The 23,327-nt window shown below is 69.9% G+C and carries 20 protein-coding genes; 3 read left to right on the forward strand and 17 right to left on the reverse strand.

The genetic code is table 11. From position 1 onward, the window contains the following. Positions 1–135 precede the first annotated feature (135 nt). The 10 genes from BLW00_RS12295 to BLW00_RS12340 all read right to left on the reverse strand — a co-directional run bounded on the left by BLW00_RS12295 (position 136) and on the right by BLW00_RS12340 (position 14,550). Entirely contained in the window at positions 136–552 is a 417-nt protein-coding gene (locus BLW00_RS12295) for a nuclear transport factor 2 family protein (RefSeq protein WP_092554374.1), read from the reverse strand. After that, positions 549–3,053, reverse strand: a complete 2,505-nt coding sequence (locus BLW00_RS12300) for an ATP-binding cassette domain-containing protein (protein ID WP_092554379.1) — start codon at positions 3,051–3,053, stop codon at positions 549–551. The genes BLW00_RS12295 and BLW00_RS12300 overlap by 4 nt, the downstream gene beginning before the upstream one ends. Further along, the gene (locus BLW00_RS12305) at positions 3,053–4,237 is read right to left on the reverse strand and encodes a substrate-binding domain-containing protein (RefSeq protein ID WP_092554382.1); all 1,185 of its coding nucleotides are present in this window, start codon (positions 4,235–4,237) and stop codon (positions 3,053–3,055) included. The genes BLW00_RS12300 and BLW00_RS12305 overlap by 1 nt, the downstream gene beginning before the upstream one ends. After that, a complete protein-coding gene (locus BLW00_RS12310) occupies positions 4,237–5,310 on the reverse strand; it encodes an ABC transporter permease (protein WP_092554385.1) in 1,074 nt (357 codons plus the stop codon). The genes BLW00_RS12305 and BLW00_RS12310 overlap by 1 nt, the downstream gene beginning before the upstream one ends. Further along, the gene (locus tag BLW00_RS12315; protein WP_092554388.1) at positions 5,307–6,692 is read right to left on the reverse strand and encodes an amidohydrolase family protein; all 1,386 of its coding nucleotides are present in this window, start codon (positions 6,690–6,692) and stop codon (positions 5,307–5,309) included. Before BLW00_RS12315 ends, BLW00_RS12310 begins: the two co-directional genes overlap by 4 nt. Before the next feature lie 55 nt (positions 6,693–6,747). After that, complete coding sequence (locus tag BLW00_RS12320) at positions 6,748–8,187, reverse strand: amidohydrolase family protein (RefSeq protein WP_092554391.1); 1,440 nt, start codon at positions 8,185–8,187, stop codon at positions 6,748–6,750. Then, entirely contained in the window at positions 8,184–9,311 is a 1,128-nt protein-coding gene (locus tag BLW00_RS12325) for a zinc-dependent alcohol dehydrogenase (RefSeq protein ID WP_092554394.1), read from the reverse strand. Before BLW00_RS12325 ends, BLW00_RS12320 begins: the two co-directional genes overlap by 4 nt. After that, positions 9,308–10,774: an amidohydrolase family protein gene (locus tag BLW00_RS12330; RefSeq protein WP_092554397.1), complete on the reverse strand. Its 1,467-nt coding sequence runs from the start codon at positions 10,772–10,774 to the stop codon at positions 9,308–9,310. Before BLW00_RS12330 ends, BLW00_RS12325 begins: the two co-directional genes overlap by 4 nt. 115 nt (positions 10,775–10,889) lie before the next feature. After that, positions 10,890–12,359 (reverse strand): 2-oxo acid dehydrogenase subunit E2, encoded by a 1,470-nt coding sequence (locus BLW00_RS12335; protein ID WP_092554400.1) that lies wholly within the window; start codon positions 12,357–12,359, stop codon positions 10,890–10,892. 1 nt (position 12,360) lies between these two features. Beyond that, complete coding sequence (locus tag BLW00_RS12340; protein WP_092554403.1) at positions 12,361–14,550, reverse strand: alpha-ketoacid dehydrogenase subunit alpha/beta; 2,190 nt, start codon at positions 14,548–14,550, stop codon at positions 12,361–12,363. Between the two features lie 147 nt (positions 14,551–14,697). Here BLW00_RS12340 and BLW00_RS12345 point away from each other — a divergent pair, with 147 nt between their 5' ends. Together BLW00_RS12345 and BLW00_RS12350 are read left to right on the forward strand one after the other, a co-directional pair. Continuing rightward, positions 14,698–15,225 (forward strand): VOC family protein, encoded by a 528-nt coding sequence (locus tag BLW00_RS12345; protein ID WP_092554406.1) that lies wholly within the window; start codon positions 14,698–14,700, stop codon positions 15,223–15,225. Between the two features lie 58 nt (positions 15,226–15,283). Then, positions 15,284–15,943, forward strand: a complete 660-nt coding sequence (locus BLW00_RS12350; RefSeq protein ID WP_092554409.1) for a GntR family transcriptional regulator — start codon at positions 15,284–15,286, stop codon at positions 15,941–15,943. A gap of 31 nt (positions 15,944–15,974) precedes the next feature. Here the strand turns inward: BLW00_RS12350 and BLW00_RS12355 are convergent, their stop codons facing one another. The 5 genes from BLW00_RS12355 to BLW00_RS12370 form a co-directional block, all read right to left on the reverse strand. Beyond that, entirely contained in the window at positions 15,975–17,018 is a 1,044-nt protein-coding gene (locus BLW00_RS12355) for a ketopantoate reductase family protein (protein ID WP_092554412.1), read from the reverse strand. Continuing rightward, entirely contained in the window at positions 17,015–18,043 is a 1,029-nt protein-coding gene (locus BLW00_RS12360; RefSeq protein WP_092554415.1) for a ketopantoate reductase family protein, read from the reverse strand. Before BLW00_RS12360 ends, BLW00_RS12355 begins: the two co-directional genes overlap by 4 nt. A gap of 89 nt (positions 18,044–18,132) precedes the next feature. After that, entirely contained in the window at positions 18,133–18,276 is a 144-nt protein-coding gene (locus BLW00_RS23445; RefSeq protein WP_175494238.1) for a hypothetical protein, read from the reverse strand. A gap of 129 nt (positions 18,277–18,405) precedes the next feature. Beyond that, positions 18,406–19,131, reverse strand: coding sequence for a PIN domain-containing protein (locus BLW00_RS12365; protein ID WP_245741542.1), 726 nt, complete (start codon positions 19,129–19,131; stop codon positions 18,406–18,408). 127 nt (positions 19,132–19,258) lie between these two features. After that, positions 19,259–20,203 (reverse strand): aldo/keto reductase, encoded by a 945-nt coding sequence (locus tag BLW00_RS12370; RefSeq protein WP_245741543.1) that lies wholly within the window; start codon positions 20,201–20,203, stop codon positions 19,259–19,261. Positions 20,204–20,284: 81 nt separating this feature from the next. Here BLW00_RS12370 and BLW00_RS12375 point away from each other — a divergent pair, with 81 nt between their 5' ends. Then, the gene (locus tag BLW00_RS12375; protein ID WP_245741544.1) at positions 20,285–20,878 is read left to right on the forward strand and encodes a TetR/AcrR family transcriptional regulator; all 594 of its coding nucleotides are present in this window, start codon (positions 20,285–20,287) and stop codon (positions 20,876–20,878) included. Between the two features lie 69 nt (positions 20,879–20,947). Here BLW00_RS12375 and BLW00_RS12380 read toward each other — a convergent pair whose 3' ends face one another. Next, positions 20,948–22,666, reverse strand: coding sequence for an ABC1 kinase family protein (locus BLW00_RS12380; protein ID WP_092554422.1), 1,719 nt, complete (start codon positions 22,664–22,666; stop codon positions 20,948–20,950). Positions 22,667–22,671: 5 nt separating this feature from the next. Further along, positions 22,672–23,232: a PadR family transcriptional regulator gene (locus BLW00_RS12385; protein ID WP_092554425.1), complete on the reverse strand. Its 561-nt coding sequence runs from the start codon at positions 23,230–23,232 to the stop codon at positions 22,672–22,674. Positions 23,233–23,327 lie beyond the last annotated feature (95 nt).

The raw sequence follows: 23,327 nt of genomic DNA on the forward strand, positions 1-23,327 counted from the left end.
CCCTCGTCATCGCGCATTTCCGCTCTCCAGGGTAGACCGTGACCGTGATTCTCCGGCCAGGAACTGCCGTGATCGTTCAGAGGGGTGGGGATCCCCTGTAGTTCCCCACCCCCGCTCCGTGGCCGCGACGTGCGGTCAGCCCTTCGGGCGCGGTGTCGGCTGGAATGCGATAAGCCTCCAGCGACCGCTGGCGGGGTCGCGCGCCCACACCGACAACGTGACGCTCTCGAGTTCGAGCGGAGTGCCGGCCGACACGGCCGCGGCGCTCATGCCGCCGACCACCAGAACCGTGTCGGCACCCGCGACCACCACCTCGTGCACGTCGTGGTCGAGCCGGGAGTAGCGCAGGGTGCCGCTGCCGAGCTTCTCGAGCACGGCAGCCTTGCCGTCGCGCAGCGTGTTCGAGTGGCCGTAGCCGAGCCGATCGTCGAGGAGTTCCCGCAGGGTCTCGACGTCGGCGTTCAGGAAGGCCCGGTAGCGCTCGGCGTCGAGGCGGAGCACCTCCGTCTCGACGGCGGTCGCCGCGCCGCCTGCGCCAGCCTCGACGGTCATCGCGGAATCCTCCGCCGCCGGCGCAGCCGCACCGCCATCGGCAGCACGGCGGCCACCAGCACGAAGATGCCCTGCAGCCAGTACTGCCACGAGAGGTCGACGTTGAGGAACGGCAGCGAACTCGTGATGGTCTGCAGCAGGATGGCGGCCGCCGCGACGGCGAGCGCCGATCCCGAGCCGCCGAAGATGCTCACACCGGCGATGACGATCGCGGTCACCGAGGTGAGGGTGAGCGCCTGGCCCACGCCCGCGTCGCCGATGCCGGTCTTCGTGAAGAGCACGACCCCCGCGATGGAGGCCAGCACCCCGGATGCGACGGTGGCGAGCAGGCGCATCCGCGGCACGTCGACGCCCATCCGGTTCGCCTTCACGGCATCCGATCCGGCGGCCCGGAAGCCGCGGCCGACGGCCGTGTTGTTGAGACCGAGCCAGAGCAGCACCGCGATCACCACGGCGACCACGAGCACCAGCGGGATGCCGGCGACGGCGGTTCCGAGAGCCGTCATGAGATCGGCGCTCGCCTGCCCACCGGGCTTCGGCCGCAGCAACTGGGCGGTGCCGAGCACCGCGATCGACGACACCAGGGTGGCGATGACCGGAGGCATCCCGAGTCGGGTGACGAGCAATCCGTTGATCAGGCCCACCACGACGCCGGCCACGATGGCGATCGCGATACCGACCACCAAGAGGCCCGGCCCTCCCCCGCCGAAGAACGACACGATCACCGCCGAGAGCGCCACCACCGAGCCGATCGACAGGTCGATGCCACCGGTGATCACCACGGCGAGCTGGGCCAGCCCGACCAGGATCAGGATGGCCGCGGCCGCGAGCAGCTGGCCGATGCTCAGCGGGCTGAGGAACGACGGCGCGACGCCGGCGGTCACGAACACCAGGGCGAAGGTGATGATGAGGAGCGAGACGGTCTGCACCTCGCCGCGCTGGTAGAACGGGAGGCCCTTCTTCGACGTCAGCTCGCCCGCATCCGCGTCGTCATTGATCGAGGTCTCGGTCGAGAGCACGGCCGCGCCGGTGATCCGCCGTTCGGTGAGGGTGTCGCCCTCGAGTTCAGCTTGCACCCGGCCGCGGGAGAACACCACGACGCGGTCGCAGAGCCCTTCGAGCTCGACGGCGTCGGTGGAGAGGATGACGACGGCCATCCCGTCGTCGGCCATCGCGCGCAGGAAGGCGTAGATCTCCACACGCGCGCCGGCGTCGACGCCCTGGGTGGGGTCTTCGACGAGCAGCACGGCCGGGCTGCCGAGGCGAGCCCGGGCGAGCAGCACCTTCTGCTGGCTTCCGCCGGAGAGCGAGGTGATCGGGGTCTCGAGCGTGGGAGTCTTCACGGCGAGGCCGCCGATGGCCTCGTGCACCAGGGCGTTCTCGGTGCGGGGCGACACGACGCCGGCCGGCATGGCCAACGAGATGTTCGGGGCGATCACGTTCTCGCGCACGCTCAGCTGGCCGAACATCGCCTCGCCGAGGCGGTCGCCCGGGAGGTACACGATGCCGGCCGCAGCCGCACGCTTCGAGGTGAGGCCGCTCACGTCACGCCCGGCCAGCGTCAACGAACCCGTGCCGCGGGCGACGCCGGCCAGAGCCTTCATGAACTCGCGCTGCCCGTTGCCCTCGACTCCGGCGAGACCGACGATCTCGCCCCCGCGGGCGGTGAAGTCGACGTCGCGGAACGCGCGCCCGGAATAACCGGATGCGGCGAGCACCAGGGGGCGATCGCCACCATCGGGCTTGTCGGGGAACGTGGTCTCGAGCGACCGGCCGACGATGAGCTCGACGATCTCGTCGGCGTCGTAGTCGGAGACACGGCCGCGGCCGACCACGCGGCCGTCGCGGAGCACCGTCATCCGTTCGGCGATCTCCATCACCTCGGGAATGCGGTGCGTGATGTAGACCACGGCCGAGCCGGTGGCCAGGAGGCCCCGCACCTGCCCGAAGAGCCATTCGGTCTCGTCGGCGCCGAGCGCCTCGGTGGGCTCGTCGAGCACCAGCACCTTCGGCTCGGAGGCGAGGGCGGCCGCGATCTCCACGAGGTGCGCTTCGCGCTGCGACAGCGCCGAGACGCGCTGCCGCACGTCGACCTCGAGGCCGAGCCGGGCGAACAGCTCGGCCGTCCAGGTGGTGGCGGCGCGCCGGGGCGGGCGCACGGAGTCCGGCAGCAGCAGGAGCATGGCGTCGACGACCGTCAGTGACGGCGCGAGTGCAGGAACCTGGTAGACGATGGCGAGACCGCGTTCACGGGCCTCGCGGGGGTGCATGCGGGGGCGGGGTTCGCCGCCCAGGTCGATCGTTCCGGTGTTGGGAACGACCGACCCGGCGGCGATGCCGACCAGCGTCGATTTGCCGGCTCCGTTCTCGCCGAGGATCGCATGCACCTCGCCCGCGTAGACCGTGACGTCGACGTCGTCGAGGGCACGGACACCCGGGTACTGCTTCCCGATGCCCGAGAGCGTGAGGAGCGGCACGGGCTGGTCGACTGTCTCGTTCATCAGCTGGAGAACGCCTTCTTGACCTCGTCGGCGGTGAGCAGCGACGACGGGGAGCCGTCATCCGGCGCACCCTGCTGGCAGACATCCGAGGGCGACTTGGCGCCGTCGGTCTTGCCGGTGGAGTCCTCGGCCAGCGAGAGGTCGTAGATCGAGGGCTCGGTGTCGGAGGTTCCCGCGACGGAGGCGAGCGCCTTACGCAGGGCGACCCGGCCGACCCAGGTGCGCGACGACACGGTGGCGAGCTCGTACGACGGGTTCGCCGCCTTCAGCGCCTCGAAGCCGCAGCTCAGGCTGTTCTGGTCGGTGGTGGCGATGGGAGGCAGCGAGATACCGGCCGCCTCGTAGGCGCGGATGACACCGTCGGTCGAGGCTCCGTAGTCGGAGATCACGGCGTCGATCTGCGGGTACTGCGAGAGCAGTCCGCTCATGGCCTGCTGCGCCTGCGCCGGGTCCCAGTTCGTGGTGACCGGCTCGTCGGTGAGGAGCTTCACCTGGGGGTTGTCGGCGAGCACTTCCTTGATGCCCTCGAGCTCCTGCGACGAGACGGCGCTACCGGCCGGTCCGCCGAGGAACACGACGTTGCCGCCTGCGTCGCCGAGCTGGTCGACGACCCACTGGGCCCACGACTTGCCGCTGAACTGGGGCGACCAGTCGGTGTAGTCGAGGTAGTCGGAGCCGGCCGTGCCCTCGGGGTCGGAGGCGAACGCGACCACGGTCGATCCCGACTGCACCGCGCTGCGGAGAGCCGACAGGTGCGCTTCGCCGGGGCCCGCATCCGGGATGACGAGCACGATGTCGGTGCCCTTGGCCGCCATGCTGGTGATGGCGGCGGTGGTGGCCTGCAGGTCGCCGCGGCCGGCTTCGTAGTCGATCGACGTGATGGCCGGGCACTTCGCGGCCTCGGCCTCGATCTCGGCGCGCACGGTCTTCGACCACGAGTTGGTGCCGAAGCCGTCGACCACGCCGAGGGTGATCTCGCCGTCTTGCGGACAGATGCTCGAGATGTCGGCGAACTGGTCCATCGTGCCGGTGGTGCCGACCGCGATGTCGGCGCCGGCCGAGGTCGAGCCGCCTCCGCTCGCGTTGGTCGACGAGCATCCGCCGAGCAGGAGGGCGAGTGCCGACGCCGCGGCGATGCCGCCGACGGCGATGGTGGTGCGGGAGCGTGTTGCGGGTTTTTTCATCAGGATGACTCCTCGTTGAGTGCGGTGGGGTGGGCAGGGGTCTTGCGGCGGTGCACCATGGCCTTCAGGCGCGAGGTGTTTCCGCCGAGCTTGAGTTGCACGACGATTCCGACGGCGATGATCACGGCCTGGATGATGTTCTGGGCGGCCGTGGTCTGGGTGAAGGTCTGCACGAGCTGGCCGAGCTGACCGAGGAAGAGGGCGCCGAGCGCGGTGCCGATCACGCTGCCCTTGCCGCCGGTGAGGGCGGTGCCGCCGAGCACGACGGCGGCGATCGAGGGCAGCAGGTAGGCGTCGCCGGCGGTGAGGGTGGGTGAGCGGAGCAGGCCCGCCAGCAGCACGCCGCAGGCGGCAGCGAGCAACGCGGAGAGCGTGTACGCCGCGACCACGTAGCCGTTCGTGCGGAGGCCGATGATGCTCGCCGCCCGCGGGTTGGCCCCGACGAGCTCGAAGCGCCGGCCGGCCCGCAGGGCCTTCAGCACCACGTGCACCACCAGCACCACGATGGTGGCGATGACCACGAGCACCGGGATGCCCAACCAACGCGAGATCGAGAAGCCGGCCAGCGACGCCACCACCTGCCCGCCGTAGCCGCCCGAGACAGCCTGCACGGTGCCGACCATCAGGGCGTTGCTCGCGATCGTGACCACGAGCGGCGGCAGACCGAAGAAGGCGATCACGAGACCGCTCACCAGCCCGAAGGCTGCCGGCACGAGGATGGCGACGACGATCGCCGCTCCCAGTCCCAGCTGATCCGGGCCGCCGAATTTCGCCACGATCAGGGCACCGAGCGTGATGGCGCCCGGAACCGAGAGATCCAGGCCGCCCTGCTGGATGACGAGGGTCTGCCCCACCGCTACCACGGCGGTGAGCGCCGCGAACGGCAGCATCGACGACATCGCGGTGGCCGAGACGCTCCCGGGCGCGATCAACGGACTGATGGCGAACAGCACCACCACGGCGAGCAGCGCCCGCGCCGCCGGCCAGGAGGCGACGCGCGCCCAGAGCGAGACGGGCTTGATGCCGGGTCGCTCGTGTCCGGTCTGGGCTTTCGGCGCGGATTCCACGGTCATGCGTGCACCACGTGCGGGTGCCAGGCTCCGTCGACCGACGCCGTCGGCATCTGCGACAGGATGTAGTCGCGCGCATCCGCTGCGTCGTCGCGGAGCTTCTTCTGGTCGACACCAACGAGTCGGCCGTCGCGCTTGCGCACCACGCCGTCGACCACGACGTCGCGCACGAGGCCGGGATGGGCGTTGTAGACGATGCTGCCGAACGGGTTGTTGAGGGGCGACATCGCGAGGGTGGTGCCGTCGACGACGATCACGTCGGCCGCCTTGCCGACCTCGAGCGATCCGGTGAGCGTGCCGAGCCCGGCGGCGGTCGCGCCGTCGAGGGTCGCGAACTGGATGACGTCCTGGCACTCCAGCCCGATGCGCTCGATCACCGCTCCCGCGTCGACGAGCTCCTTGTTGTCGGCCGCGCGCTGCAGCCCGATGGCGGTGCGCATCGTGCCGAACATGTCGCCGCCGTTCGAGCTGCAGACGTCGATCGAGAAGGAGGGCCGCACGCCGGCCGCGAGCAGGCGCCCGGTGGCCGGGTAGCCGTGGCCCATCTGGGCCTCCACATCCGGAGCCACGGATGCCGACCCGCCGGTCGCCGCGATGATCCGCAGCTCCTCGTCGCTCAGCGTGGTGCAGTGCACATAGGTGGTGGTGTCGGAGAGCAGGCCGTCCTCCTGCAGCATGATGATCGGCCGCATCTTGCCCCAGTGACCGTCGCCGACGTGCACGGTAACGCGGAGGTCGAGGTCTTTGGCCAGCCGGTAGTCCTCGCGGTTCACCTCGCGGGTGGTGAACTGCGGGCCGCGCAGGGCGAGCGCCATCGTGACGAGGCCGTCGTTCGTGGCGAACTTGCCCTCGCGCAGGCGAGTGGCGTCTTCGCGCGGGTGCACGACCGGTGAGGGCATCTCGCCACCCCACTGCGCCGCTCCCCCGCCGTGGGCGAAGACCGCGCGCATCCCGGTGTCTTCGAGCGCCGCGATGGCGGCGTCGGTGTGCTGCTCGGTGCGCAGGTTGTGCGACCAGTCGACGAGAGTGGTGATGCCCGAGTCGAGCGCCTCGAGACCGCCCAGGTAGTTGCTGACGTAGGTGTCTTCGGGGCGGAAGTGACGGCTCAGTCCGACGTGCAGGCCCGCCATGTACTCGTCGAGCGACCAGTCCGAGGCGACGTTGCGCACGATGGCCTGCCAGGTGTGGCGGTGGGTGTCGACGAAGCCGGGCATCACGATGCTGTCGGTGGCGTCGATGACCTCGGCGCCGGGTGCGTCGAGGTTCGGTCCGATGGCGGCCACGATGCCGTCGCGGATGAGGACATCGCTCACCACGGCGGGGTCGCCGGCGCGGCCGGTGAGCACCGTGCCGCCGGTGATGAGGATGTCGGTCTTGTCGGTCATGGGGTTCGGCTCCTTCAGGGGGTGGGGCGGAATTGTCGGGTGGAGGGCGACGCGGTCACGCGCGTTCGCGGTAGAGGGGGATGTCGACGGGCGGCTGCGGGATGAAGCCGCCGTGGCGGTCCATCTGCTCGTAGAGATAGTCGTGCGATTCGCGGAGCAGCCGGAGGGCGGCATCCACGTCGACGTGCACCAGCCGGCCGCCGCGCTTGACGACCCGGCCGCCGAGGAGAACGGTGTCGACGTTGCCCGAGTTGGTCTGCGCGATCGCGGCGCCCGTGGGGTCGCGGCGGTTCCAGCCGGCCTGGCTGATGCCGCTCATGTCGAGCAGCACGATGTCGGCCTGCTTGCCGGGCGTGAGCGACCCGACCTGGTCGCCGATGCCGGCCGCGACGGCGCCGTTGCGGGTGATCCAGGAGAGCGCGTCCTTCGTGGTCCAGCGCATGGTCTGCGGGGCGACGAGCTTCTCGTAGCCGGCGCTGTCGTCGCGCCAGCGTGTGGCCTGCAGCACCAGCCGGGCGTGCGAGAGCATGTCGCCGGAATCGCCGCTCACGCAGTCGATGCCGAGACTCGGTCCGGGGGTGAATTCGGTGGCTTCGCGGATGACCGGGAAACCCATGCCCATCTGCATCTCGGTCTCGGCGCAGACCGAGACGGTGGTGCCCGTGCCGCGCAGCAGCTCCCACTCCTCGGGCGTGTTGAACGAGCAGTGCACGAGCAGCAGGTCGGGCCCGAGCAGGTCGTGGTCGTGCAGCACCTTCACGTCTTGGAAGAGCTGCCGCACCGCGAGCTGGTTCGCGTGCATGGTCATCCGGGCGCCGAGTTCGCGCGCGAGCCGGAACTCGGCGGCCACGTCGGCCACCGGAGCGATCGGCAGCTCCTGCGGCACCAGGCCGAAGCGCAGCGGCTGCGACTCGTCGCGGAAGTACTGTTCCTTGATCTCGCGGGCCAGCCGAGCGCGCGGCTCGAACTCGGCCGGGTCGACCTCGCCCTCCCGGCCGCCTTCGCTCTCCGACCAGGTGTTCGAGGTGACCGGGGTCATCCCGTGCCCGTAGAGCCCGCGGATGCCGGCGTCCAGCAGCCCGTTCACGGCACCGTGGGCGCACTCGGGGTCGAGGATGTTGTGGCAGTAGTCGACCACCGAGGTGATGCCGCAGTTGAGGGCGTCGAGGGCGCCCGCGTAGTTGCCGGCGTACATGTCCTCGGGCCGATAGCGGATGGCCATCTGCAACCGGATGCCGCGCAGATAGTCGGGGATGTTGCCGTCGGCGAGGGTGCCGCGCAGGGCCGTCTGCCAGGTGTGGCGGTGGGTGTCGATCATCCCGGGCATCGCGATCATCTCGGTCGCGTCGATGATGTCGGCGTCGAGGTCGCCGAGGTCGGGCGCGACGGCGGCGATCCGGCCGTCGTCGACCAGGATGTCGGCGCGCTCGAGATCGCCGATCGAGGCATCGCCCGTGGCGACCGAGGCGTTGCGGATCAGGATGCGCGCGCTCATCGGAGTGCCTCCTGCAACTCGTGCCGGGCAGGCCGCGGCGCGTCGATCCACGGGTCGATCAGGGTCTTGATCTGGGTCGACCGGCCGGCGGCGAGCGGTTCGAGGCCGCGCTCCACCAGCTGCGCGAGAGGAAGCACTTCGGCGGCGATGTCGTTCCAGCCCTCGGCCCGGGCACCGAGCAGCCGCACGGCCTCGGGCAGGTCGTCGGCCACCACGTGCGCCACGGTTCCCACCAGGGTGAACTCCGCCAGGGTGAAGCGTGCCAGGTCGAGCTCGGTGCGGCCCTTCTGGATGCCGACGGGCACGATCACGGCGCCGGGCGCAGCGGCCGCGAAGATCGACTCGAGCCCCTGCCGCGATCCGCTCACTTCGAAGAACACCTCGGGCTCGTAGCCGAGCGTCTCGAGCAGCTCACCGAGCGGGGCGCCCGACGCAAGGGCGGTGTGCGAAGCGCCGAGGCGCTCGGCCAGGTCGAGCCGCGCCGGATCGAGGTCGAGCACGAGCACGCGGGCGCCGGTGGCGGCGGCGACGTAGCCGAGGAACGCACCGATGCCGCCGGCGCCGATCACCACGGCGTCCTGGCCGGCGTGCAGCGCGCTCCGCCGCACGGCGTGCACCGCCACGGCCATCGGCTGGGCCAGAGCGAGGGTGTCGGCGCTGAGCCCCGACCCGGAGGCGTCGTAGAGGATGGCCGCGGGCGCGGCGACGAACTGCGCCAGTCCCCCGTCGTTCTGCAGACCGAGCGAGTGGTAGGAGCGGCAGACGTTGGTGCGGCCGGCCCGGCACATCACGCATCGGCCGCAGGAGATGCCGGCGCCGCAGACGGCGACCGCACCGATCGGGAAGCCCTCGACGCCCGGGCCGCGCTCGACCACGGTGCCCACGAACTCGTGTCCGAGCACGAGCTCGCGCGCCGTGCCGTCGGCTTCGCGCGGAGCGAGGTGCGGACCGCTGGCGTACTCGGCCGAGTCGGTGCCGCAGATGCCCGAGGCGCTCACGCGGAGCAGCACCTCGCCGGGCCCCGGTACGGGGACGGCGCGGGACTCGACCGACACGTCGTGCGCGCCGCGGAACACCGCGGCCGTCATCGTGCCGCTCATCGTCTCGCTCGTCGATCCGCTCATGCTTGAGCCGTCACCTTCTGCTCGGTTCCGTCCCACTCGGCGTAGCGGTAGGGGTTCGGGATGTCTTCAGCGGCCGGCAGGGCGGGATGCATCCCCTCGGTCCAGGCCTCCTCGCCGATGCTGCGGCGCACGTGCTCGACGCTCGCGGCCACCTCGTCGCGCACCGGCGCGAGCGGCAGGCCGATCCGCTCGCCCGCGTACTTGACCACGCGCCCGTCGATCACCACCGTGTGGATGTCGGCGGTTCCGGCCTGGAACACCAGGTGCGCCCAGGGGTTGAGGATCGGCGTCATGGCGGGCGACTCGTCGTTCTTCACCAGCACGAGATCGGCCTTCTTGCCGACCGCGATCGAGCCGAGGCTGTCCTCTTTGCCGATCGCGCGGGCGCCGCCGATCGTCGCGTAGCGCACCACGTCCTCGGCGCGCAGCGCGTTCGCCACCACGGTCTCGTTCTGGGCCTGGGCCTCGAGGTGCTCGCGCGAGCGGTCGCTGGAGAGGGTGGCGCGCATGGCCGAGAAGAAGTCGGCGCCCCACCACACGCTGGTGTCCATCGACAGCGAGGTCGGGATGCCGTGCTTGCGCAGCTGCCAGGTGGAGGGGTAGCCCTGCCCCGCGTTCTGCTCGCTCTCGGTGGCAACCGAGGCGCTGCCGCCGGTCGCGGCGATCTTCTGGTAGCTCTCCTGCGACAGGGTGGCGCAGTGCACGTAGTCGACCTCGTCGGTCATCACGCCGGCGGCGTACATCTGGTCGATCGCGACATCCGTCGTCGCTCCCCAGACACCGGCGTGGGTGCTCACCCGCACGCCCAGGTCGCGGGCGGCGCGGAACGCCGCTTCCTCGGGGAAGCCCTGCTGGCCGATCACGTCGAAGGCGAGCTCGAGGGTCAGCATCGAGTCGGCGGATGAGAAGGTGCGCTCGGCGAAGGAGCGGAAGTCGGCGCTCGTCGACCACTCCCAGGGTGCGCCGAGGTAGTCACCGTAGCCGAGCACGAATCGGCCGGGGATGGAACGCAGGGCGTCGACCGCCGCTTCGGCGTGCTCGATGGTGCGCAAGCCGTGCGACCAGTCGAGGGTGGTGGTGACGCCGGTGTCCACCGACTCGAGGGCGCTGAGGCGGTTGCCCGCGTGGATGTCCTCGGGCCGGAACACCGATCCGTGGTCGAGGTAGTAGAAGCTGAAGTACTGGCTGAGCGCCCAGTCGCCACCGTAGCCGCGCATCATCGACTGCCACATGTGGCGGTGCGTGTCGATCATGCCGGGCATCAGGATGCCCCCGGTCGCGTCGATCTCCACGGTGCCCTCCGGCACGGCGAGGCGGGAGCCGACGGCGGCGATCAGGTCGTCGATCACGAGCACGTCGGCGTTCTCGAGCACCCCCGCGGAGTCGACCGTCACGACCGTGGCCGAGCGGAAGACGAGTGGCCGCCCGTCGAATGCGGGGGCTCCTCCATCTGGTGCTGCCATGATTCTCCTCGTCGAGATCTCGGGGTCCGATTGTTCAGTATTGAGAAGCCTGAGCCACTTTGTCAACTATTAGTTGACATTTCTCTGCTGATGTAAAGCATCAGTTAATATCTGGTCAGACGAGCATGCTGAGTGGATTCTCGATCTTCTGCGTGAACGCGGCGAGCCAGCGAGCTGCGAGCGCTCCGTCGACCGCGCGATGGTCGACGGAGAGGGTGCACCGCATGACCGTCGCGACCGCCAGCTGGCCCTCCACGACCACCGGTTGAGGCTTCGCCGCTCCGACGGCGAGGATGCCCGACTGGGGCGGGTTGAGGATGGCCGAGAACTCGAGCGTGCCGTACATGCCGAGATTCGAGACCGAGAAGCTGCCGCCCTCGAGCTCGTCCTGCTTCAGCCGCCGGTCTTTCGCCTTCTGCACGAGGGCGGAGATCTCGCTGCTCACCCGGGAGAGGCTCGCGGCGCCGACATCCCGAACCACCGGAGTGACGAGACCGCCCTCGGTGGCGACCGCCACGGCGATGTCGACGGTGCGGTGCTGCCGCATGCCCTCGTCGCTCCAGGTGACGTTGGCCTCGGGAACGTCGGCGAACGCTGCAGCGACGGCCTTCACCACGAAGTCGTTGACCGAGATCTTCACGGGCGACGTGGCGTTGATGCGCGCACGCAGGGCGAGCAGCTCGTCGACCCGGCACTCCGTCGTGAGGTAGAAGTGCGGCACCGTCGACTTGCTCTCGGTGAGCCGTCGGGCGATGGCGCGGCGCATGCCCGTATGCGGCACGAGGTCGAATTCGGGGTCGCCGGTCTCGCTGCGTGACGCCGCGGGCGACGCGCCGGGAACGGTGGTGGCGGTCGGAGCGGCTGCGCTCGATGAACCGGATGCTCCCGAGTCGGCGACAGGAGCCGCGAGACTCCCGGATGGCGCGGCTTCGACGTCGCGCCGCACGATGCGCCCGCCCGGCCCGGAGCCAGTGAGGGTCGCGACGTCCACGCCCCGCTCGCGGGCGAGCTTACGGGCGATCGGGCTCGCGAACAGGCGTTCGCCGTCTGTGGCGGACTCGGGAGCGGGTGCCGACGGTTCGGCGCGATCCGCGGCATCCGTCGCCCCGGCCTGCGCCGGAGCGACCTGCACCGACGCGGCCTCGACCACGGGTGCGCCGGCTTCGGGGTCACGCGTACCGGCCGCCACGGCTGACTCCGGGTCACGCCCACCAGCCGCCGCGTCGAGCACCTCAGGCGCCGACGGCGACGCCGCGCTCGGGTCGCTCGCGGCAGCGGCGCCCGATTCGGCGGGAGCCGGCGCGGCCACTCCGCCCAGTGCCGCGTCGATGTCGGCGTCGGAGTCGCCCTCGGCGATCAGCACCGCGATCGGCGCGCCGATCTCACCCGAGGCACCCGCGTCGAGCACCAGGCGCCCGACCACTCCGGCCTCCTCGGCGTTGTACTCCACGATCGCCTTCTCGGTCTCGATCTCGGCGATCGGATCGCCCACGGCGATCGAATCGCCGGGGCCCACCAGCCAGTTCGCGATCGCGGCCTCGCTGGAACCGGCGAGCACGCTCGGCATCCGCACGATCGACACCATCTCAGGCCTCCCGTCCGAATGCGGCACGCACGCGCTCGAGGCCTGCGACGACCTCTTCGGTGCGGGCGATGGCGGCGCGCTCGAGCACCTTGGAGATGCTCGGCGACGCCTCGGAACCGGTGACGCGCTGCACGGGCTGATCGAGCCAGTCGAAGAAGCGGCGCTGGATCTCGTCGGCGAGCCAGCTGCCGTAGGAGGTGCCCTGGGCGCCCTGCTCCACGATCAGCACGGCGTTGGTCTTCTGCACACTCGCGCCGATGGTGTCCCAGTCGATCGAGGCGCGGTCGAGGAAGCGCAGGTCGATCAGCTCGCCGTCGACGCCGGTCTGCTCGATCGCCTCGAGCGAGTGGCGCACCATCGAGAGGTAGCTGATGACGGTCACCTCGGAGCCGGTGCGGCGGATCGCCGCCGTGCCGAACGGGATGCGCACGTCGAGGTCGTCGGGGATCTCGCCCGACTCGCCGTAGAGGTCGACGTGCTCGATCACGAGCACCGGGTCGTCCATGGCCAGCGCGGTGTTCATCAGGCCGATGTAGTCGTAGGGCGTCGAGGCGGCGACGATCCGCCACCCCGGGCTGGTGGCGAAGATGCCGGCCGGGTCCATCAGGTGCTGCGATCCGTAGCCGGAACCCATGGCGATCTTCGTGCGCAGCACGAGGGGAACCGGGTTCTCGCCGCCGAACATGTGCCGAGCTTTGCCGATCTGGTTGAACACCTGGTCGGCGGCCACCCACATGAAGTCGGGGTACATGAACTCCACCACCGGGCGGAATCGCCCGTCGAGTGCGATGCCGCCACCGAGGCCGGCGAACGCGTTCTCGCTGATCGGCGTGCCGAGCACCCGCCCCGGGTACTTCTCGGCGAGCCCCTTGGTGGCTCCGTTCGTGCCGCCCTTCAACCGGTGGATGTCTTCGCCGAGCACCACGATCCGGTCGTCCTCGCCCATGCGGCGATCCATCACGGCCGCCACGGCGTCGATGAACTTGCCGGGCTTCGACCCTCCGGCGTAGTCGGCTTCGTCGATCTCCTCGCCGCCCGCGAGCTCCGAGAGATCGCCGCGGATGCCGACGTCGACGAACGCGGGGTCGGGCCAGAGAGCAGGCACGATCCGGCGGATGCCGGGCTTCGCCTCAGGATCGGGCTCGACGAGTTCGGCCATCGCGAGGCGCATGGCCTCCTGCGCCTGGGCGCGCACCGAGGCGATGCCGGCGTCGTCGATCAGACCGAGCTTCGTCAGCTCGGACGCCATCCGGAGCAGCGGATCGCGCTCGCGCCACTGCTTCTCCTCCTCCTTCGAGCGGTAGCCGAAGGCGCTGCCCGGGTAGGGGCCGTTCTGGTGGAAGTAGCGGTAGACCTCGGCCTCGATCACGACCGGACCACGGCCCGAACGCAGGTGCTCGAGCGCCTGTTCCATCGCGAGGTGCACGGCCAGCGGGTCCATGCCGTCGACCCGCCAGGCGGGGATGTCGAAGCCCAGCGCCCGAGCCGAAAGCCGGGGCTCCTTCGTGACCTCGCTGACGTGGGTCGACACGGCATACAGGTTGTTCTCGATGAAGAAGCACAGGGGCAGATCCCACGCGGCCGTGAGGTTCATGCTCTCCAGCACCGAGCCGATGTTCGTGGCGCCGTCGCCGAAGTAGCTGACCGTGACGTCCGTGGTGCCGGCGTGCTTCTGCGACCACGCGTTGCCCGCGCCGAGCGGCACTCCCCCGCCGACGATGGCGTTGGTGCCGAGCGCACCGGCCTCGAACCACTGCAGGTGCATCGACCCGCCGCGACCGCGGCAGTAGCCCTGCGCGAGGCCGAGGATCTCGGCCAGGGTGCGTTGCAGCACCTCCTGCACCGCGGGGGTCACGAGGGCCGTGAGGTCGAGCCCGTCGGGGGCGACGTGGGCGAGGGCCTTGGCGAGGAACTGGTGGTGGCCACGGTGCGAGCCGTTCACCCCGTCGCTCGAACGCAGTCCCACGATGGAGCCGACCGCCCCGCCTTCCTGCCCGATGCTCGAGTGCGCCGGGCCGTGAACGAGGCCTTCACCGGCGAGTTCGAGCACGGATTCCTCGAACGCCCGGATGAGATGCAGCTGACCGAGCATGGTGGCGAGGAGGGCGGGATCGGCGTTCTTCCAATCCGCCGAGGTCGTCTGCAGTTCCACCCAGGGTGAGCCGGGCTTCAGACGCGTGGTGCGGGGCATTCGAGTTGCTCCTTTGCAAAATGCGTGGGGCGCTGCTGTGCGCTCTGAGGAGCACGCTACGGCATGAATGTATCCATTGCAACCGCAATTGCCCTTGAGATCGAGTTAATCTATCCTGGTTGGATACATTCGACGAAGGAGTCCTGAATGGCACTACCTGGCTTGCGCGGCGCCGAACACCTCGGCTTCACGGTGCCCGACCTCGACGAAGCACATCGTTTCCTCGTCGAGACCATCGGCTGCGAACACGTGTACTCCCTGCCCGGGATGCGCCACGACGACTCCGACTGGATGCGCGAGCACCTCGCGGTCGACCCGCGAGCGGCGGTGAAGGAGATCCGGTTCTACCGCTGCGGCACCGGACCCAACTTCGAGGTCTTCGAGTACTCCGTGGCGCCCGGCCAGAGGCCGCAACCACGCAACAGCGACGTGGGAGGGCACCACGTCGCGTTCTACGTCGACGACCTCGACGCCGCCGTGACCCGGTTGCGCGAGGAGGGCATCCGGGTGCTCGGCGAGCCGACGGCCAGCACCAATGCGTCCCGAGGCCAGCGCTGGGTGTACTTCCTCAGTCCCTGGGGGATGCAGTTCGAGTTGGTGAGCTACCCCGAGGGCAAGGCCTACGAGCAGGGCGCTCCGGTGCTGTTGTGGCATCCCGCCCGGCCCGCCGAGTGATCGCCCCGGCCGCGAGCCGCCGCGCGGCTCCGTCACTAGGATCGAAGCGAGGAGGCCCATGACCATCGACGATTCGCTCGACAACGTGGCCAGCCACCGCATCGCCGACAGTCTTCGCACCGCCATCCTCGACGGACAGCTGGCGCCCGGCACCCGCATCCGTCAGGGTGATCTCGCCGACCAGTTCGGCGCGAGCCGCATCCCGGTGCGCGAGGCGCTGCGGATGCTGCACTCCGACGGACTGGTGACCCTGGTCGCCAATTCGGGCGCCTGGGTCGCCAAACTGTCGATGGCGGAGTGCATCGAGGCCTACCAGGTGCGCGAACGCGTGGAGCCGTTGCTCTTGCGCACGAGCATGCCGCATCTCGACGGGGAGGCGATCGACCGGTTGCAGGCGATGGTCGAGGCGATGGAGGCCGACGACTCGGTCGACTTCTTCATGCGCACCGACCGCGACTTCCACCTGGCCACCTACGCCGGTGCTCCTCCGTCGATGCTGTCCGACCTCATCCGGCGCCTCTGGAACACCACCCAGCACTACCGGCGGGCGTACGCGATGCTCGTGCGTGCGCCGTCGATCGGGGTGACCCACATGGAGCACCACCTGTTGGTCGACTGCATCCGGCGGCAGGACGCCGACGACGCCGAACGGGTGCTCGTGATGCACATCCAGCGCACGCGGCTGGAGCTGCAGAAGCATCCCGATCTCTTCCGCTGAGCCGAAGCCGGTCGCCGAGCGGGATGCCCGCTCAGGCGGCGAGACCGGCGCCGGCCAGGTGGCGCAGCAGAGCCGCGTTCTCGGGCGACGGGTCGAGTTCGTGCCGCTCGATGCGGTGGGCCACCTCCACGACGGCCGCGTTGACGGGAGCCTGCAGACCGAGTCGCTTCGCCTCGGTGACAACGTATCCGTTCAGGTCGTCGACCTCGCTGTGCCGGCGTTTGGTCCAGTCCTGCAGGATCGTGGTGGTGGTGTTCGGCAGCACGAAGCCGCGATAGAGCGTGTCGAGCAGGGTCTCCACGACCGTCTCGGGGCGACTCACGTCGTCGTGGCCGAGGCCGAAGATGGGCATGATGCGGTGGCCGGCGGCCACGGCGACGTCGAGCGCCTCCTGGCCGGAGCGCAGCATCAGCTCGCGCATGCCGGGATGCTCGAGGGCGGCCATCATCGGCAATCCGAGGCTCGCCGTGGTGACGAGGGTGGTCGCATTGCTGACGAGCTTCATCCACTTGGCCGAGCGGATGTCGTCGACCACCTCCACCCGCCCCGCGTGGGCCAGCAGATCAGCCACCTCCCGCTCGCGGCCCCGCGTGGCGTCGGAGAGGCTGCCGACCGCGAACCAGGAACGGTCGGGGCCGGAGTGCCGCTCCACGACGCTCGGCGTGAACATCGTCGACGACACCTCGATGACGCAGCCCAGCGTGCGGTGCGCGCCGACCACCTCCGCGATCGCGTCCACGGTCATGCCGTTCTGCACGCCCACCAGCAGGCCGTCGGGAGCCAGGTGCGGCTCGATCAGGTGTGCCGCCCAGCGGCTGTCGTAGGCCTTCATCAGCAGGAGCACCACGTCGAACGGCTCGGTGAGCGTCGCCACCTCGCAGAGGTGGAGCACGCGCACGGCCGTGTTCTCCGAGCGGTCCGGCAGGTTCACGGTGAGGCCGCGCTCACGCATGGCCGCCACGTGCTCGGGCCACTGCTCGATCAGGGTCACGTCGAGCCCGGCGCGGATCAGGTCGGCGCCGATCGAGGCTCCGTTCGCCCCGGCGCCGAGCACGGCGATCCGGGGGCCGGTCATCGGGCGACCACCCCGCTGAGCAGCAGGTCGAGGTTGGCGGGATCGGCCGGGAGTTCGCCGGCCTCCACCTGCCGGGCGAGATCGACGACGAGTCGGTTGAACGGGGCATCCTGACCGGCTCGCTCGAGCACGTCGACCACGAGGCCGTTGATCTCGGCGACCTCGCTGCGGCGGCCCTTCAGCCAGTCCTGCAGCGAGGTGGTCTTCGTGTCGGGCAGTGAGAACCTGGTGAGCACGATCTCGAAGAGCTGCTCGGCGAAGGCGTCGGGCTCGTCGAGGCGGGCGCCTTCCATGCCGAAGATGGGGCGCAGCCGGTTGCCGTCGGCGAGTGCCGCTCGGGCCGCCTCCGTGCCGCAGGCCAACATGAAGTCGTACATCCCGGGCACCTCGGCAGCGGTGTTCAGCTCGAGATTGAGCAGGGCGGAGGGCACGAGCTCGGCGGCGTTGACGATGAGCTTCATCCACTTCGACGAGCGGATGTCGTCGGAGATCTCCACCGTTCCCGCGTGCCGCAGGGCGGCCGCGACCTCTTCTTCGCGGCCCTCGGTCTCGGGCGAGATGCTGCCCACGGCGAACCACGATTCCTCGGGCGGGTTCTGGCGGTTGGTGATGCCGGGCTCCCACATGTTGGAGGCGAGCTCGATGACGGCGCCGATGGTGCGCCCGGCGCCGACGACATCGGCCATGTCGTCGATCGACATGCCGTTCTGCAGCCCGATCACCAGGCTGTCGTCGTGCAGCAGCGGCTTCACGAGTTCGCAGGCCCAGCGCGTGTCATAGGCCTTGACCCCGACGAAGACGAGGTCGAATTTCTCGCGGATGGTCGCCACATCGCAGAGGTGATGGGCCTTCACCGGGGTGATCTCGGTGCGGTCGGGCATCCGCACCTCGATGCCGCGCTCGCGGATGGCCTCGACGTGGGCGGGCCACTGCTCGATGAACGTGACATCGAGCCCGTGGCGGGCCATGTCGGCGCCGATTCCCGCGCCGTTGGCGCCCGTTCCCACTACAGCTATCTTCGTCATCGAGGTGCCGCCTTCCCACCCGCGGGCGGCACAACCGTTGTGCTGTCCGGCCCAGGTGTACGTGTGAAGTAATACTACACACCCCGGCATCAGGCGGAAGGGTCGATCACCTTCCCGTCGAGCTGCTCGGTGGTCGACGCGCCCGCTCGCGCCGTGCGCTCGAGGAAGTCGATGATGCGCGGCACGGCGAACATCGTCACGTCCGGCACCCCGCGCGTGCTCGACTTCTTCACAGCCGAGGCCCTGGAGGAGGGAAAACACAGGGTTAAAGTAAACTCGGCCCCAGAGGGACCGAGCGGTATGCATCGAGTATGGCACACTCTGCATGACATTTCCTCGCATTACGTGCATTCTGCCGGACGTCACCATCCGTCGGGCCGGGAGAGCTTTCCAATCCGCGGCGGCAATTGCACCGCCGACAGGTCCTCGCCGATCAGGCGATGCCACCAGTGCCCGCCAACACCCTCGGCCGGATTGCCGTTGAGCCGGCCTGCTGGAAATCCCTTTGTCGGATTCACGAGCCCCGTAGGCACGCGTTTCCGCGCCTCCCGTATGGGGAATTCGAGATCACTGTCATTGCTCACGACGATCGCCGCATCCACGCGGCGTTCCAGAATGTCGATGAGGAGGTGCGAGGCGACGTTGACGTCGCTCCCCTTCTCCTCGCGGCGCGCGACCGATGCCATGAACCTCGCATCGGGGCGAGGGGCGCCGGCGCCATCCTGCACCATGAGAGGCCAGCACGGATGAGAGATGACAGGCCTGCCCCGCGCATCCGCCGTCGCCAGAGGCGCCGTGGACACTCGCGAGACGCAATTGCCCAAGGCGATCTCGTCAACGGAGCCAGCCGCCCGGAGCGCCCGCAGATAGACATCCTGATCCTGCTGACCGCTCGCATTCCCCGCCCCACTGATACGCGCGGTGCAGTAGACGACCCGCGTCTCGAAGGGCCCTATCCAACCCGAATGCGACGCGATCAACCGCAGGGCGAGTGCGCGCAGATCAAGCCACCGCCAGCCGGCAGTCGATCGACCGCAGACTCCGCGCGCGCCGTAATAGAGATTGAACCCATCGACATAGACACCCACCCTCACGGGGACCAATGTAGTACGCTATCTGATTAATCGTCAGTTCTCCGCGCGGGCGGCGCAATGAGCCGGGATTCATCGAGGCTTCCCTGATCAGCTCATCAACACCGGCCCAGAATGGGGGCTTTCAGGCGGACCAGCGCGGCTGCGGGTCGGTCACGGCGGCGAAGCGAGTGGCCCAGAGGGCGTCGAGGGTGGTGAGGGTGGACTCGTCGAGAAGGATGTCGGCGGCGGCGACGTTCTCGCGCAGGTGGGCGATCGATCCGGTTCCCGGAATGAGGAGCGCGTTCGGCGCGTGCTGCAACAGCCAGGCGAGCCCGATCTGCGCCGACGTGACGCCCAGTCGAGTCGCCGCAGCCTGCACCTCGGGCTGGTCGGCGGCCTTCGGCAGGCCCTCGAACGACGAGCCCAGCGGGAAGAACGGCACCCACGCGACCCCGTTGGCCGCGCTCAGCTCGAGCATGCTCTCGAACTGGCGGGCGACGAGCCCGTAGGCGTTTTGCACGGCGACGACGCCGGCGGGGAGCGATCGGCGAAGGCCATCGAGGTCGACGGCGCTCACGCCGATCGCCCCGACGAGACCGTCGTCGCGCAGCGCCATCAGCGCGGCGAGCTGATCGTCGAGATCGACGACCTGATCACCCTCGGCGCGGATTCCCGGCCCCACATCGAGGCGGCGCAGATACACCAGGTCGAGGCGCTCGACTCCCAGCGAGCGCAGATTGTCGTCGACCGCCGCACGCAGCTCGTCCGGGCGCTGCGCTGCACGCAGGGGCAGCGGCCCGCCCGGGTTCTTCAGCGCCCCCACCTTCGTGGCCACGACCACGTCGTCGCCAGGCCGGAGGGCGGCACGGATGATCGCATTGGACACGCTGTCACCGTAGAAGTCGGCCGTGTCGAGGTGATCGACGCCGAGGTCGATGGCCTCGCGCACGAGCCGCACACCGGCATCCGTATCGCCCGCGAATCGCTCGAGGGCCATGGCGCCGTAGCCGAGGCGGGAGACCGTTCGACCGCCGAGATCGACGACTCCGCCGGGTCGTTCACCGCTGTTCGTCATCGTGTCCGCCATGCTCGCGCACTCCTCGTGATCGTATAATCGACTGAAGCGGAGGTACCTCCGCTAAAACCACTATACGGAGGCTCCTCCACTTTGTCATCCCTGTCGACCTCACCACCGGCTCGCCGACCCCGCGCCCCTCGGGTCGACGCCGCGCGCAACCGCGTCGCGCTCCTCGATGCAGCGCGCGACGCGTTCTCCGATGACGACGCGGATGCCTCGCTCGAGGCCATCGCCCGCGCAGCCGGCGTGGGAATCGGCACGCTCTATCGCAACTTCCCCACCCGGGAAGACCTCGTGGCCGCCGTCTACGCCACAGAACTCGACGCGGTCATCGCCGCTGCCGATCCGCTCCTGCGCACGAAATCGCCCGATCAGGCGCTCCGGGCCTGGACCGACCGCTACGCCGCCTTCGTGGCCACCAAACGCGGGATGGCCGAGAGCCTGCGAGCAGGTGCACTCGTCGGCGCGGCCGCGGCGAACCACACCCGCGAGCGCGTCAACAGCGTGATCGGCGCCTTCCTCGCGGCGGGAACGGAGACAGGTGTCTTCCGCACCGACGTGCAGGCCGACGACGTCACGACCGCTCTGGTCGGCTTCTTCCTGGCCACGCGCGACTCCCCCGACCCCGCTCAGACCTCGCGCTTGCTCGACCTCCTCATCGACGGCCTCCACCCCCGGCCCTGAGCCCGCGCCGGCGAGCCCGCGCCCGCGAGCCGGACCCGGCGAGACGCCGTCGGAGTGCCGGCGGCGAGCTCAGCGCCCGCGGCGGCCCGCGAAGAGGGCGTGCAGCAGCGGGAGAACCGACACCACCATCAGCGCCGTGCCGAACACCGCGTCGTCGGCCCGCACCACAGCGCCGGCGACGAGCAGCGCCCCGAACAGCACCGCCGACACCACGCGACCCACCGACCGCTCGAGCCGCGTCACCCGCTTCTCGAGGTCGGGGCTGCGGAATCCGACCGAGCCCTCCTCGATCCGCGACACGAGCGTATCCACGCGTTTCGGCAGCCGCCACACGAGCCCGAGGGTGGAGAGCGCCTGCGCGCCGAAATCCTGCACCACGTTGCCGCGCTCCTCGCGGATCAGCTGCTGCGCGTAGGGCTCCACCGAATCCCAGAGGTTGAACGCCGGATCGAGCGCGCTGCACACCCCCGACGTGAGCGACATGGCCCGGATGACGAGCAGGAAGTTCTCGGGCAACTGGAACGGCAGCGACCGCACCACGTCGCCGAACTCCACGGCGAACTCGCGGAACTCGCGCGGATCGACCTCCCGCAGCTCGGCGAATCCCATCCCGCCGAAGCGGGCGAACAGGTGCGTCATCGCCCGCTCCAGCTCGCTGGTGTCGGCCGTCGCGAGCAGCACCCCCACCTCGCGGGCCGCATCCACGAGTCCCTTGCCGTCGCGCGAGGCGGCGGCGATGAGCAGCTTGCGCAACCCGCTGCGGGTGTTGGCGCCGACCTCGCCCATCATGCCGAAGTCGATGAACGTGAGCTTCCAGGGGCGCTCTTCCGAGCCCTCGGTCACCGCGACCGGGGTCACGAAGATGTTCCCCGGATGCGGATCGGCGTGGAAGAACCCGTTGGAGAACAGCTGATCGAACATCACCGCGGCGAAGACCGGCGCGACCTCGGCCGGGTCGATGCCGGCCGCCGCGAGCCCGACGGTGTCGGTGATCTTGATGGCTGTGACGTCTTCGAGCGTGAGCACGCGCCGGGTGGTGCGCTCCCACACGACCTCGGGCACGCTCACCCGCGGATCGTTCTCGAACTCCGCCGCGAACCGCACCGAGCTCGCTGCTTCGTGCAGGTAGTCGATCTCCTCGAGCGAGGTCACCGCGAACTCCTCGACGAGGGCGGGCGCGTCGACCCGCGACGAGACGAGCCGCACATGGCTGAGCCAGCCGCCGACGCGACGCAATGCCGCGAGATCCACGGTCACGATCTCGTCGATCCCCGGCCGCTGCACTTTGATGACGACGCCGCTCAGCCCCGTGTCGCGGGCGTCGAGCGGCGCGAGCCGGGCCCGGTGCGCCTGACCGAGGGATGCCGCGGCCACCGGAGTCTCGTCGACCCACGAGAAGGCGCGCGACAGGGGCATGCCCAGCTCGGCTTCGGCCAGCCGCGCGATGAGGTCGAACGGCACGGCCGGCACTTCGTCCTGCAGCCCCTCGAGCTCTTTCGTGATCTCGGGCGGCAGCACGTCGAGCCGCGACGACATGAACTGCCCGACCTTGATCATCAGTCCGCCGAGGTCGACGGCGAGCACGTGGAAGCGTCGCGCGAAGCGCTGCATCCGCTTCGATCGGGTGCGTTCAGCGATGCGCGCGAGTCCGATGCGCGGCAGCAGCAGTTCGTACCACCACGTCACCGCGAGATTCCACGCGGCGAAGCGCAGGATGCGGCGATACCGCGCACGAGCGACCCGGGCAGCGGGAACGTCGTCGCCCCGATCCGGACGGACGGATGTCACCCGGGTCAGTCCTCGGCGAGGATCGAGTAGAGGCGGCGGCGCGCGTCTTCGAGCTCTTTGACGGCCGCTTTCACCTGCTCGGGGGTGCCGGTGCGCCCCACCTGGGCCGCAGCCTGGGCGAGTTCGAAGCCGGCCTTGGGCAGGGCGCCGAAGTCTTTGTCGCCGGCCTTGCCCGCGCCCGTCTCACCGTCGGATGCCCAGGGAGCGGATGTGCTGGAGCTCGCGGCTTCGGCGCGTCCGGCGTCGGTGAGGGCGTAGGTCTTGCGGCCGTTCGACTCCTCGGCAGCGATCAGGCCCTCGTCGGCGAGCAGCTGGAGCGTCGGGTAGACCGAGCCGGGGCTCGGCTTCCACGCGCCGCCGCTGCGCTCCTCGATCTCGTGGATGATCTGGTAGCCGTGCATCGGCTGCTCGGCGAGCAGGGCGAGCACGGCCGCGCGCACGTCGCCACGGCCCATGCGGGTGCCGACGCGCTTCTCGAATCGCGCCTTGAACTCCTCCATCGCCTGCCAGATGCCCTCGGCGTTGACGCCGGCGCCGAATCCGCCGGCGGGGAATGAGTTGCCCATGGTGACCTCCTGTGTGCGATCGCGAACGATACTCAACGATATGCCCGGGCGACTGTCAGCGATAGCTCGTGGGGGAAGCATCCAGCGGATCGTCA

The sequence above is a fragment of the Herbiconiux ginsengi genome (assembly GCF_900107435.1).
GTDB lineage: Bacteria > Actinomycetota > Actinomycetes > Actinomycetales > Microbacteriaceae > Herbiconiux > Herbiconiux ginsengi.

What these genes read in the sequence shown, in the direction of transcription:
- BLW00_RS12320 (WP_092554391.1), bottom strand. Translation starts at nt 8,187, where the DNA reads ATGAGCGCGCGCATCCTGATCCGCAACGCCTCGGTCGCCACGGGCGAT.
- BLW00_RS12310 (WP_092554385.1), bottom strand. Translation starts at nt 5,310, where the DNA reads ATGACCGTGGAATCCGCGCCGAAAGCCCAGACCGGACACGAGCGACCC.
- BLW00_RS12340 (WP_092554403.1), bottom strand. Translation starts at nt 14,550, where the DNA reads ATGCCCCGCACCACGCGTCTGAAGCCCGGCTCACCCTGGGTGGAACTG.
- BLW00_RS12295 (WP_092554374.1), bottom strand. Translation starts at nt 552, where the DNA reads ATGACCGTCGAGGCTGGCGCAGGCGGCGCGGCGACCGCCGTCGAGACG.
- BLW00_RS12335 (WP_092554400.1), bottom strand. Translation starts at nt 12,359, where the DNA reads ATGGTGTCGATCGTGCGGATGCCGAGCGTGCTCGCCGGTTCCAGCGAG.
- BLW00_RS12370 (WP_245741543.1), bottom strand. Translation starts at nt 20,203, where the DNA reads ATGGCGGACACGATGACGAACAGCGGTGAACGACCCGGCGGAGTCGTC.
- BLW00_RS12360 (WP_092554415.1), bottom strand. Translation starts at nt 18,043, where the DNA reads ATGACGAAGATAGCTGTAGTGGGAACGGGCGCCAACGGCGCGGGAATC.
- BLW00_RS12330 (WP_092554397.1), bottom strand. Translation starts at nt 10,774, where the DNA reads ATGGCAGCACCAGATGGAGGAGCCCCCGCATTCGACGGGCGGCCACTC.
- BLW00_RS12350 (WP_092554409.1), top strand. Translation starts at nt 15,284, where the DNA reads ATGACCATCGACGATTCGCTCGACAACGTGGCCAGCCACCGCATCGCC.
- BLW00_RS12305 (WP_092554382.1), bottom strand. Translation starts at nt 4,237, where the DNA reads ATGAAAAAACCCGCAACACGCTCCCGCACCACCATCGCCGTCGGCGGC.
- BLW00_RS12355 (WP_092554412.1), bottom strand. Translation starts at nt 17,018, where the DNA reads ATGACCGGCCCCCGGATCGCCGTGCTCGGCGCCGGGGCGAACGGAGCC.
- BLW00_RS12345 (WP_092554406.1), top strand. Translation starts at nt 14,698, where the DNA reads ATGGCACTACCTGGCTTGCGCGGCGCCGAACACCTCGGCTTCACGGTG.
- BLW00_RS12300 (WP_092554379.1), bottom strand. Translation starts at nt 3,053, where the DNA reads ATGAACGAGACAGTCGACCAGCCCGTGCCGCTCCTCACGCTCTCGGGC.
- BLW00_RS12315 (WP_092554388.1), bottom strand. Translation starts at nt 6,692, where the DNA reads ATGACCGACAAGACCGACATCCTCATCACCGGCGGCACGGTGCTCACC.
- BLW00_RS12325 (WP_092554394.1), bottom strand. Translation starts at nt 9,311, where the DNA reads ATGAGCGGATCGACGAGCGAGACGATGAGCGGCACGATGACGGCCGCG.
- BLW00_RS12385 (WP_092554425.1), bottom strand. Translation starts at nt 23,232, where the DNA reads ATGGGCAACTCATTCCCCGCCGGCGGATTCGGCGCCGGCGTCAACGCC.